Origin of the sequence: Veillonella sp. 3310, assembly GCF_003999875.1 — a bacterium.
Lineage (GTDB): Bacteria > Bacillota > Negativicutes > Veillonellales > Veillonellaceae > F0422.
The window spans coordinates 80,746-92,960 of record NZ_RQVJ01000003.1; the positions used below are offsets into that span (position 1 = coordinate 80,746).

The following is a 12,215-nucleotide window of genomic DNA, read 5'->3' on the forward strand; positions in this document are numbered from 1 at the left end:
TGCACCATGAAAGATTTTATTGATGTTCACGAACGCCCGTCTTTCGCTAAGTTATTACCACTTAGTTTCCAGCATTTATTTGCTATGTTCGGGGCTACTGTATTAGTACCATTCTTATTGAAAGTTGACCCAGCTACGTCTTTATTCATGAATGGTATCGGTACGATTTTATACGTATTAATTTGTCAAGGAAAGATCCCTTCTTACCTAGGTTCTAGTTTTGCTTTCATTGGTCCAGTAGGTGCAGTAGTCGCTTCTGGTATGACCTATGGAGCAGCCCAAGGTGGTTTCATCGCTTTTGGTGTGTCTTTTATGCTATTGGCTTTACTAGTAAAATTCATTGGTATTAAATGGATTGATACATTGTTCCCACCAGCAGCGATGGGTGCTATCGTTGCCGTTATCGGCTTGGAAGTAGCCCCTGTAGCGATGGGAATGGCAGGTATTATTGGAGATCAATGGCAAAGCTTTGGTATGACTCATGAACAAGCCTTATTTTTATCCTTGTTCTCCTTAGGGGTAACCATTTTAGGGACTGTATTATTTCGTGGATTCTTTGCAGTCATTCCTGTATTAATTGGTGTAGTATCTGGGTATGTTGCGGCTGCAATTATGGGTGTAGTAGATTTCACTAATGTAGCGAATGCACCATGGTTTGCACTTCCACATTTCTATGAACCAGAATTTAATATCAATGCGATCTTGATGATTATGCCAGCATTATTCGTAGTGTTTGCAGAACATGTGGGTCACATTGTGGTAACAAGTAATATTGTAGGTCGTGATTTAATGAAAGATCCAGGCTTGAGCCGTTCTTTATTTGCAGACGGTCTATCTAATGTGTTGTCCGGTTTATTCGGTGCTACACCAAATACAACATACGGAGAAAACATTGGTGTAATGGCAATTACACGTGTATTCAGTACTTTCGTTATCGCTGGTGCAGCAGTGCTTGCTATCTTGTTCTCTTTCATTGGTAAAGTAGCAGCCTTAATTCATGCCATTCCAGTTCCAGTTATGGGTGGTGTAAGTATTTTACTATTCGGTATCATTGCTGCTTCTGGTTTACGTATGTTGGTAGAACGTAAAGTGGATTATACAAAATCTTCTAACTTAATCTTAACATCGGTAGTACTAGTTATTGGTTTGAGCGGTGCTAAATTAGCTATCGGTCCAGTTGTGCTACAAGGTATGGGTTTGGCAACAGTAACCGCTATCTTGTTGAGTATTCTATTTGCCATTTTCCGTAAAACAGGACTATGGAATGAGGAACTCAAAGACTAATCTTGCTCTACTATGTAGCCTGTGGCGTTCTTAACTGAATATGATAAAAAGGAAGAGCACGGTATACTCCTCACAAACGGTATTTCATAATGTTTGTTCGGAGCACACCGTGCTCTTCTTGCGTTTGTGTCATTTAGATAGAAAGGTACGCCACGAGGCTACTACGCATAACTGCGATTCTACGGGGGGATAAAAAAAGCTGCTACCATATCGGTAACAGCTTACTGTGGCGGAGAGGGTGGGATTCGAACCCACGGCCCCTTGCGGAGTCACTGGTTTTCAAGACCAGCTCCTTAAACCACTCGGACACCTCTCCAAATATAAAAACTAGATATAGTCTATCATTGAATGAGGGGGTTTGTCAATTAGAAATAGGTGTGAAACTATGTTACATATGTTATAATTTTATGCGGATTATATTCTTTATATAGGTTTGTGGTATTCCATAGGAGGTATTACATGAAAAAGGGGTTTACTCTTACACAAACAGGTATACTGCTGACTTTGTGGTTAACATTTTTATTAAGTTTTGTCATGCGCTTATCCTGGTCATCGTTGATGCCAATCGTAAATGAAGCGTTGCATTTTACAGCACAGCAAGGGACGTCCTATTTAACAGCTTTCTATTTTGGATATGCATTGACTGTATTGCCAGGGGGACTGTTAGCGGATCGTTTTGGCTATCGTAAATCCATTTTAGGTAGCTTAGTGGCTATGGCTATTGTAACGGGGCTTATGAGCACTGTACAAAGTTATGAGTACGGATTAGTATTGCGTTTCTTATTGGGTATTGTATCAGGTCCTGTACAATCTGCTTGTTTGAAAGCTATTGGAGAACATTTCAGTGCAGAACAACGTGGTACTGCGGTAGGTATCTTTATGAGCTGTACATCCTTTGGCATTACCGTGGTCAATGGATATGCACCATTTGTAGCTGTACACTATGGATGGCAAATGGCATTTTTGATGACTGCTTTATTGCCATTACTAGTATTCTTTTTAGCTTTGTTTACAGTGAAAGAAGTACAAGCTTTCAGAAAGAATCACACAGTAGACACACAAGGTACAGAGCAACAGTCCATGTCATTGGCACAAAGTTTGAAGTTTGTAGGAACGAACCGCAACATTTTATTGTTAGCAGTGATGGGATTTTTTGCAACAGGTACTACATGGGGCGTTACCACATGGGCTAACTTGTATTTGGTGAAACAATTACATGTGACGCCTATCTTTGCGGGAGCCATCATGAGCCTCTATGGTATCGCTGCGGTGATTGCAAAGCCGACCATTGGATTCATTTCTGATAGAATTTCATTGCCAAGAAACTATTTGGCGGCCATCGTTATGTTTTTATTCTCTCCAGCTTTATTAATCTTTGCGAACACAAGTAATCCAGATATGTTATACATTACAGCACCTCTCTTAGGCATGGGGGCATTCATGTATAGTCCATTAACCAACGCTATCATTATCCAAGCGGCACCACCAGAACTAAGAGGGACCACAGCAGGATTCGTGAACTTGTTCAACCAAATAGGAGCCCTCACAGCACCTATCATCTTGTCTACCGTATTAACCGCTACAGGCAATTACCAAACAGCGTTAATGGCACTATCTATCTCTCCAATCATCGGAGCTATCTTGTTGTCATTAATTCGATTAAAATAGGAATATAGGGCCTTGAAATAGATCCCTTAGTGGTATCTCTCTTTCCATTCCTTAGAAATGCAATGTTAGGATATACTCTTGTAGGTCTTCTTTTGCAATGGTAGGACAAAGTCGATGTAGCACAGCAAGCACGTATCGATATTGATTGTTTATATTTAGTAAATGGAAGAAGAGCAGGGCATGGGTAAATAGATTCTAGTATATGAAATGATATTTGTATTTGCCTAAATTATGCTAATCTGAGAAGAACGTGGCATACCTCGGAGCAAACCTAACGGAGTATCAGTTTGTGGAGAGGTGTGCCACGGTCTTCCTTTTATCGGGGAATTCAGAAATAGAGGCCAGACTTTGTGCCCTGCTCTTCGATTTAGAAACTATGCTGTGCTTTCAGTGTGCGCCAATATTGCAAAAGAACACCATAAAGATATCATCGTAACGCAAGTTTCATTTGCGAAGATTGGAATTTTGTGAGACAATAAGAGTAAAGAAAAGGAATTTTCAAGTCTATGTCGAATTCTAGTGATATAGACAAGTTACATAGTAGCACAGTAACAATTCGGAGGAGGTCTTACTATGGTGGAATATAAAAAAATAATTGTTCCTGCAGATGGATCGGAAAATGGTAAAAGAGCATTAGAACATGCATTGGCAATTGTAAAACGTAATGATGCGGAATTGATTTTGGTGCATGTAGCGAATATTGTATCCGCAATTTCTAACTTTGACCAAACTCCAATCAGTGGTGGTTATGTATCGGAGCAAATTGCAGAAGATATGGAAGAAACTGGTAAAAAAATCTTAAGCGAAGTCGCAGAAGATGTACCGGCAGATATGAAAGTAAAATGCGTCTTTGAAGTAGGGTCTCCTGGACCTGCTGTATTAGCGGTGGCTAAAAAATATGATGCAGACTTAATTGTTATGGGGAGCCGTGGATTAGGACCTTTGAAAGGCCTATTTATGGGTAGTGTAAGTAGTTATGTAACTAGTCATTCCACATGTCCAGTATTAATTGTTAAATAATAGGATACAAGGCTTTGTTCTCTGAGCAAAGCCTTTTTTTATGGAGATATATATGAATATACAACATATACGTTGGTTACATGAAGAACTTGAGCAATGGCGGGAGGAAGGTCTAATTTCAGAAGAGCAAAGCCATCGATTACAAGCTAAGTATGGTTTTATTCCTAAAGAGGGGCCATCTTGGACGCGACTGATCACCGTGTTAGGGGGCGCTGCGCTCATTTTGCTGGGGATTATTTTGCTCTTTGCAGGCTATTGGTATGGATTTTCCCCAAATGGGCGCTTTGACTGGTCATTAGTCATCTTATTACTGGCAATCGCCATTGTAGGGGGCGGTGTTTGGAAAGCCAAGCCAGCGAGTATGGTTGCTGAGGCCATTACAGTCATCTATATGGCAATTTTAACGACGTCAACCTTATTAGTGGCAGATACCTATTATACAGGGGAACACATGGGATTATATGTGTTGATTATCCTGTGTTGTTCTTTGCCCATCATTTATATTCTAGATTCGGCGTTGGGGATGATTTTGTACCTCATTGGCGTCTTAGGCTGGAGTTTTTCCAGTCATCCTTTGAATGCGTGGGTAGGACCGGCTGCCGTAGGTGGACTGTTATTAGTAGCAGTGCCATACTATATACGTCGTTTTGGTCAGTATCAACAGGTGAAAGACCCTTTATTGGTGTCTGTATCGTGGGCATTTGTAGGTGCCATTTTTGGAGAAGTATTTTTCACCTTATCCACCTATGAACCGCAAATGAATCTATTTTTTATCAGTGTATTAGGCGCCGTTACTTATGGACTAGGCACATTAGAAAAGAAAATAACCCTCTTAGCATTACCTTGTAAGGGGGTAGGTGCTATTGCCTTACTGTATACCATTGTGGAAGGTACGTACATCAGTACATGGATTCGCATCGGTGAAAGCAGCATGGTATGGTGGTTATGGCTTTGTATGTTACTGAGCCTAGGTGTAGCATTTCTTGTGTTACGTCGTTTGGTATTGGCAAAACGTATTGAAAGCTGTATTGGATTAATTCCGTTCGTTGTCTTTGTATGTTATATTGTCACTGTATCTGGAGCGACTCCTATTTTGACATCCATTTTATTTAATGCTTATGTGTTAGTGGCAGCTTTAGGGACGTTTATTCGTGGCACTTTGGTGAAAAAGGTAAGTTTATTAAATAGCAGCATTTTGACTTTGATAGCTATGTTTGGGGCCCGTTTCTTCGATCCTAGCTTTACCTTTGTAGAACGAGGCGTATCCTTCTTAGTGCTAGGTATTATTGTACTAGGAATTAATGCCATTTATTTATGGCGAAAAGGGAAACAACGTGCTACGATGAATCAACGTGTTCGACAAGCACGTCGGCAGGTAGCAGATGTATCAGCTTTGGAAACACCGATGGAAACACAAGTAGTGACAGAAGAAACTAAAACGGTAGAATCAGAGGTAGCTATGAAGGAGGAAGAACGATGAAATATCAAAAGTGGATTTTCTTTGCTCTTGCTGCGATTGTTGCCTTGCTAAGTCAATTCTATATTCAACAACGATATACAACCTTATTGCAAGGTGGTGCGGAATACCAATGGCCTGTGAAAGTAAGTCGACATATTGGATGGGTTCCGTCAGATTACTTAGAGATAGAGTTTTTAGGGTCTTATGCGAATTGGGAAGGGAAGCAAACGCCAGAAGTAGGACATGAGGTGTATGTTGTTGTAACACCTAAACAGTCTGGTGTATTGCAAGTGCTATCCGCCACTGATGAAACTCCAAAAGATCAAGAATACATTCGGGCTAATGTGAAACGATTTGATCATGGTGTAGTGGAATTTTCAATTCCTTTTAATCGTGTGAAAGTAGACCTTAGCAAGGTAGATAGTAAGTTTTATACCAATTATCGAGGTACTTTGATTGGCACCTTAAAATTACGTGATGGCTATGGGGTAGTCACTGGTGTCTATGCCAAGGGGGTACCGTTGGAATTAGCTACACCGGAGAGCGTAGTGGATCAAGAAAAAGATTCACGAGTTCTTTTGGAAAAAATTGGTGATACAGAACAAGAAAAAGATGATATAATAGTAATACCGAACTCTAATTAGAGGACGGACTACTATATGATAGCGAGGTTAAGATGGAAACAAATCAACAAGAGTTGGAAACACAATTGTTAGCTGAACTATTTAAGGTCCTTGGTGATCCAACGCGGTTGCGTATTGTTAGACATCTGCTTCAGAAAGAAATGTGTGTAACTGAAATTGCAGATGCTATGGATATGGGCCAGTCAGCTATATCTCATCAGTTGCGTGTGTTGCGTCAAGCAAGACTTGTAACATTTAGAAAAGAAGGAAAAACAGCTTGGTATCGCTTAAATGATGACCATGTGATTGTTCTTATTCGTCAAGGATTAGAACACGTGGGACATCAATAAGTGTAGAAACATGTAGAAGGGTTGCGAAAGCAGCCCTTTTTGCATGGAAAAAGGCCTATTCAACCATGTATTAAATACATTGTCAGATAGGCTTTCTAGAGCTATATGCTTGTATGAGAGAACAGGATATCGCATAGTTTTTATGTAGTGTTATTGATTTAGACTATTGTCTGCTATATAGTTACATAGTAGACCTAGAATGTACCTATATACGTTTATTTGTTTACTATCTCAAGCAAATTGACATACCAATCTGTTAGCTATAAAGGGAACACATAGTATGCCAATAATATAGCTAGGGGCATAGTAAAAGAAGAAAGAACTGTAGTAGCTAGTACGATTTGCGTAGCTAGTTCTGGATTGTTGTTCATCTCCACTGCCATGAGGGCGGTGTTTACTGCAGATGGGACTGCGTAAGCGATGATAATGCTTTGCGCTGCAATAGCACTTAGTGGTGTGTAGTACATGGTAATAGGAAGTACTACGATTAATGCTAATACAGGACCTGCGATTAATCGCAAGAAAGAAGTAATCATGACATCTTTTTTGATGAAGTTCCAAGGCGTTCGATTCAACTGTACTCCTAGAGTCAGCATAGCGGCGCCTACAAAGCAACGGCCGAATATATCTAAAGGCCCCCATATAATGGTTTGGGTGAAATCGATAGGAATGTAGTAATGAGCAATGATTGAGATAGGTACGCAGTAAATAATAGGAATATGTAAGATAGTACGTAAAGATTCTGCAGTGGTTAACTTTCCTTTGCCAGCTTGATAGAATCCCAAGGAGTTACAGAACACAGTTTGTATAATAAAGGTAGCGATAATGGCGATAACCCCATCATGTAAATAAGGGGTAGCCCCATCGATGATGTATGGTTCATTGGCAAAGACGAAAGTTCCTAGGGCTACTCCTAAGTTACCAATGTTCGAGAACATCACTGCATTGCGGACAATTTCTGTTTTTCCTAAATTATAACCTTGCCACTTAGCGACGATGCCTGCTAATGCTGAGTTAGCAAATAAAATGATGAGGGCACAGCCAAAAATTTCAAAACTTTCATGGGTTAAATCAGTGACATAAAAGGATTTCAAAATATAGGCGGGCAGAAATAAATAAAAGTTCAACTTACTCAAAGTTCGTAAATCGAGGTGAAACCATCGATCTAGTAAGACCCCCATGAGGGTAAGTAATAAAATGGGGACGATGCTAGTGAGAATGATGTGAAAAAATAAATCCATAATGGATAACCTCCTTAGGTTGTATAGTTGTCATCTCTATTGTACCACATGTAATTAAAATCATTTTGCTTAATATCATTTTTCTAGTATAATGAGAATATGTAGTAAGCTTCTAAGTGTATATATTTAAATTAGGGAGGATATCATTATGAAGCGTAATTGGTTAATGGGGTTAGTTATGGCAGGTATGTTAGCATTAGCTGGCTGTGGTGGACAAGGCACTACATCGTCTACAGCACCATCTACAAATGAAACAATCACTGTATCTGCAGCAGCTAGTATGCAGGGGGCATTGGAAGAATTAAAAGCAGACTATGTGAAAAAACATAACTTAAAACCTGAACAAGTGAATATTGTCTATGCAGGTTCTGGCACTTTGCGTCAACAAATTGAAGAAGGCGCGCCATCCAGTATCTTTATTTCTGCGAACAAAAAGAATATGGATCAATTGAATGAAAAAGGATTAATGGATAACATTCGTCCATTCGTAGCGAATACATTGGTGATGATTGTACCAAAAGGTAAAGAAGCTGTGACATTAGATAATATTACGAATGCAAAACGCGTAGCTATCGGCACAGTAGAAACAGTGCCAGCTGGTAAATATGCGAAAGAATCCTTAACCAAAGCTAATTTGTGGGATGCAGTAGAACCTAATATTGTATTTGCGAAAGATGTAAAAGCAGTAGGTGCGTACATTGCGGAAGGCGCAGCTGATGTAGGATTCGTATATAAAACTGATGCCTTAGCATTGAAAGATAAAGTAGATATTTCTGCTACAGTGGATGCTAAATTACATGCACCTATCGAGTACCCTATCGGTGTGGTGAAAAAGAACCAAAATAAATTAACTGAAGATTTTTATGCGTTCCTAACAAGTAAAGAAGCTAACGAAGTATTAGCCAAATGGGGCTTCGCTGAGCCAGCTCAAAAATGATAGCCTTACAACTATCCATCGAAGTTGCCTTTCTGGCACTTTTGATTAATGTCATTTTTGGACTTAGTTTGAACTATGTGATGAAACATTATGCCTTTCCAGGAAAATCTTTAATTGATTCTTTCTTTACATTGCCCTTGGTATTACCACCAGTGGTATTAGGCTTTGTGTTGCTCATCATATTTTCTCCAGGCAATGCCTTTGGAGCTTGGTTAGAGGCGCATGGAATTCGCGTGGTCTTCTCTAAGTTAGGGGCAATTATTGCATCCGCCGTGGTGAGTTTTCCTCTGTTTTATCAATCTGTTCGAACAGCGCTAGCCGCTATCGATAGCGATATGGAAGATGTAGCCCGTACATTAGGAGCCTCGGAGTTTCGTGTGTTTTGGACTATCTCCTTGCCGTTAGCGTGGAAAGGAATTCTCAGTGGATCCATCCTTTCCTTTGCCCGTGGATTAGGAGAATTTGGTGCCACTATTTTGATTGCTGGAAATATTCCAGGTATTACAAGGACGATGCCCTTAGCCATTTATTCTCTCGTAGAATTTGGCGATTATAGTGGGGCCTTTGAACTTGTGATTTATATTTGTATTTTAACATTGGGGCTTGTGTGGGCCATTCAAGGTCTAACAAAAGGATCCCTCTTCTCAAATCGGTAAGGAGGTACTATGATTTCCTTTGATATCGTCATAGAACGAGGTACTTTTGTTGTGAAAGCCCAAGGTACATTACAAGAAGGTATTACTACATTGATGGGCCCTTCTGGAAGCGGGAAATCTACATTTTTGAAAGCTTTATGTGGATTGTTAACACCCAAAGAAGGTAGGATTACAGCCAATGATGCGGTATGGTTTGAGGGCAAGAAGGTAGTAACACCTACCCAAGAACGACACATTGGCTATATGCCGCAAGGCAATATTGTGTTTCCCCATATGACTGTAGAGGACAATATCCGATACAGCAAACAAGGATCTCCAGAGTTATTCGATCATATTGTGGAACGTTTGCGATTGACACCACATCTTAAGAAAAAAGCCAAAGGCTTGTCTGGTGGGGAACAACAACGGGTGGCATTAGGTCGAGCGTTGTACTCTAAACCGGTACTACTCATTTTAGATGAACCACTCACAGCGTTAGATGTAAATCTACGTGCTCAGCTGCAACAAGATTTAGTCGCCATTATTTCTGAATGGGCTATCCCCTGCTTGTGGGTCACTCATAGCGAAGAAGAGGCCGCAGCCGTGGGCAACCATCGACTGTTATGTCGTGATGGGGTTATAGCAGAGGAACTTTAAGTAGGATGTTGGTTTATAAGGCGGGGCTGATGGTGGCAAGTTTAGAAACAATGCAATCAGACTGCGGTAGATGAACACATACATAACAAAAGTAATAGCGTAATAGAGGAATGTTGATGCACTTTGATCAGCATTCCTCTATTTGTATACCATGACAATATCACATGCCGTTCATAATATTTGTAGCTAAATTTGTTTATTTCTTTACAGTATAGATGTATATGAAGTATAATACTACTGATTATGACTATTTTTAAATTACTTAGGCATAGTCAACAGAACTGTCGAAACAATGACAAAGGAGGAACCAAATTCGTAAAGGCGAATAGCGCAAGCGCTGGAAAGAGACAGCTTTCACAGCGGACGAGGTAGAGGAGTATCGAAATTCAGCGGATGCCTCTCGGCTAGCTTCAGTCGTAGAAGTAGAGCAAAACACCAAGGTAACTAGGTGCACAAAGGCTATTTTCAGAAGCAATAGTAATGAATTAATCAAGGAGGTACATACCATGTGTGGTATCGTAGGATATATTGGATTTGAAAATGCAGCAGATTTTATGCTGGAAGGTTTGGAGAAATTAGAATACCGCGGATATGATTCTGCAGGGATTGCCGTAGTGGGCGAAAATAATGTGATTAAAGTACAAAAGAAAATGGGACGCTTGGCGAATTTGGAAGCTGTGGTGAAAGCAGATTCTAACCAAGGTCATATTGGTATCGGTCATACTCGTTGGGCTACCCATGGTCGTCCAAGCGATATGAATGCGCACCCACATACAAGTACAGATGGAAAATTTGCCGTAGTGCACAATGGTATCATTGAAAATTACATGCCATTGAAAGAAGAATTATTGGCTAAAGGTGTTGAATTTACATCTGAAACAGATACAGAAGTAGTAGCTCACTTATTGAGTGATATGTACGATGGCAATTTTGAAAGTACCGTTCGTCGCATGTTAGATCGCATCGAAGGGTCTTATTCTTTAGTGATGGTTTGCGCCGATGAGCCAAATAAAATCATTGCTACAAAAAAAGATAATCCATTGGTAGTGGGCTTAGGAAAAGGGGAAAACTTCATTGCTTCCGATATCCCAGCTATTATTCAACGCACTCGTGAAACATATATCATCAACGACAATGAAGTTGTTATTGTGACACCAGATAGCGTGACAATCACTGACCGAGCTGGTCAACCAGTACAAAAAGACATTTATCATGTCACATGGAATGCAGAAGCGGCTGAAAAAGGTGGCTATGAGCACTTCATGTTAAAAGAAATTTACGAACAACCAAAAGCGATTCGTGATACCTTGAGCGGCCGTATTAATAAAGATGCTACAGAAGTAGTGTATGATGAATTAAACTGGACACCAGATACAGTGAAAGGCATCAAGCGCATTTTAATTACTGCTTGTGGTACGGCGTACCATGCAGGTTTGGTGGCAAAATATTACATTGAGCAATTGGCGCGCATTCCAGTAGAGGTAGACATCGCTTCCGAATACCGTTACCGTACACCATTAACAGATGAAGATACGTTGTGCATCGTTATCAGCCAATCTGGTGAAACTAGCGATACTTTATCTGCATTGAAAGAAGCAAAACGTTTGGGTGCTAAATCTTTGGGTATCACTAACGTAGTAGGTTCTGCTGTATCCCGTGAAGCGGATCAAGTCATCTACACTTGGGCAGGTCCTGAAATCGCCGTAGCATCTACAAAAGCGTATACGACGCAATTAGTAGCCTTATTGTTATTAGCTGTGTACTTGGGTCAATTAAATGGTCGCATTGATGAAGCGGTAAAACATGAAATTTTGACAAACTTACAAGAGTTACCTACATTGACGCATGAAATCTTTGAAAACGTAGACGAAATCAAAGCCTTTGCTAACCATTATGGGTATAAAGAAGATGCCTTCTTCTTAGGCCGTTTAATCGACTATGCTGTAGCTATGGAAGGGTCTTTGAAATTGAAAGAAATTTCTTACATCCATGCAGAAGCCTATGCAGGTGGCGAGTTGAAACACGGTACTTTAGCATTGATCGAAGAAGGAATTCCTGTGATCGCTTTGGCAACACAAGAGTCTGTACGTGAAAAAATGATGAGCAACATCAAGGAAGTAAAAGCTCGTGATGCCATCGTTATCGGCGTAGGTATGAAAGGTGATGAAGAGTTGGCGAAATACGTGGATCATACTATCTTCGTGCCAAAAACTGATGCTTTCACAGTACCTATCTTAGCCGTTGTACCATTGCAATTGTTGTCATATTATGCAGCTATCACACGCGGTGCTGACGTAGATAAACCAAGAAACTTGGCGAAATCCGTAACCGTAGAATAGGA

General features: G+C 40.3%; 11 protein-coding genes and 1 tRNA gene. 10 read left to right on the top strand and 2 right to left on the bottom strand.

Annotation, left to right across the window (positions count from 1 at the left end; genetic code table 11):
* Positions 1 to 6: 6 nt before the first annotated feature.
* Entirely contained in the window at positions 7 to 1,284 is a 1,278-nt protein-coding gene (uraA, locus tag EO127_RS05375; RefSeq protein WP_127068337.1) for a uracil permease, read from the top strand.
* A gap of 227 nt (positions 1,285 to 1,511) precedes the next feature.
* Here the strand turns inward: uraA and EO127_RS05380 are convergent.
* Positions 1,512 to 1,600, bottom strand: a tRNA-Ser gene (locus EO127_RS05380).
* Between the two features lie 143 nt (positions 1,601 to 1,743).
* Between EO127_RS05380 and EO127_RS05385 the strand changes: the two genes are divergently transcribed.
* From EO127_RS05385 to EO127_RS05405, 5 genes are all read left to right on the top strand, one after another.
* Entirely contained in the window at positions 1,744 to 2,952 is a 1,209-nt protein-coding gene (locus EO127_RS05385; protein ID WP_127448343.1) for an MFS transporter, read from the top strand.
* Between the two features lie 573 nt (positions 2,953 to 3,525).
* Complete coding sequence (locus EO127_RS05390; protein ID WP_127161096.1) at positions 3,526 to 3,972, top strand: universal stress protein; 447 nt, start codon at positions 3,526 to 3,528, stop codon at positions 3,970 to 3,972.
* A 52-nt stretch (positions 3,973 to 4,024) separates the two neighbouring features.
* The gene (locus EO127_RS05395) at positions 4,025 to 5,452 is read left to right on the top strand and encodes a DUF2157 domain-containing protein (protein WP_164742297.1); all 1,428 of its coding nucleotides are present in this window, start codon (positions 4,025 to 4,027) and stop codon (positions 5,450 to 5,452) included.
* Positions 5,449 to 6,075: a hypothetical protein gene (locus tag EO127_RS05400; RefSeq protein ID WP_127448348.1), complete on the top strand. Its 627-nt coding sequence runs from the start codon at positions 5,449 to 5,451 to the stop codon at positions 6,073 to 6,075. The genes EO127_RS05395 and EO127_RS05400 overlap by 4 nt, the downstream gene beginning before the upstream one ends.
* Positions 6,076 to 6,107: 32 nt before the next feature.
* On the top strand, positions 6,108 to 6,404 hold the full coding sequence (locus tag EO127_RS05405; protein WP_126937104.1) for a metalloregulator ArsR/SmtB family transcription factor: 297 nt from the start codon (positions 6,108 to 6,110) through the stop codon (positions 6,402 to 6,404).
* 260 nt (positions 6,405 to 6,664) lie between these two features.
* On the opposite strand, the gene EO127_RS05410 is transcribed toward EO127_RS05405, so the two are convergent.
* The gene (locus EO127_RS05410) at positions 6,665 to 7,645 is read right to left on the bottom strand and encodes an AEC family transporter (protein WP_127448351.1); all 981 of its coding nucleotides are present in this window, start codon (positions 7,643 to 7,645) and stop codon (positions 6,665 to 6,667) included.
* A 148-nt stretch (positions 7,646 to 7,793) separates the two neighbouring features.
* Here EO127_RS05410 and modA point away from each other — a divergent pair, with 148 nt between their 5' ends.
* The 4 genes from modA to glmS all read left to right on the top strand — a co-directional run bounded on the left by modA (position 7,794) and on the right by glmS (position 12,213).
* A complete protein-coding gene (gene modA / locus EO127_RS05415; RefSeq protein WP_126940420.1) occupies positions 7,794 to 8,582 on the top strand; it encodes a molybdate ABC transporter substrate-binding protein in 789 nt (262 codons plus the stop codon).
* Entirely contained in the window at positions 8,579 to 9,238 is a 660-nt protein-coding gene (gene modB / locus EO127_RS05420; RefSeq protein WP_126940419.1) for a molybdate ABC transporter permease subunit, read from the top strand. Before modA ends, modB begins: the two co-directional genes overlap by 4 nt.
* Before the next feature lie 9 nt (positions 9,239 to 9,247).
* Positions 9,248 to 9,874, top strand: a complete 627-nt coding sequence (locus EO127_RS05425) for an ATP-binding cassette domain-containing protein (protein ID WP_127448354.1) — start codon at positions 9,248 to 9,250, stop codon at positions 9,872 to 9,874.
* 506 nt (positions 9,875 to 10,380) lie between these two features.
* Complete coding sequence (glmS, locus tag EO127_RS05430; protein WP_127448356.1) at positions 10,381 to 12,213, top strand: glutamine--fructose-6-phosphate transaminase (isomerizing); 1,833 nt, start codon at positions 10,381 to 10,383, stop codon at positions 12,211 to 12,213.
* Positions 12,214 to 12,215: the final 2 nt, after the last annotated feature.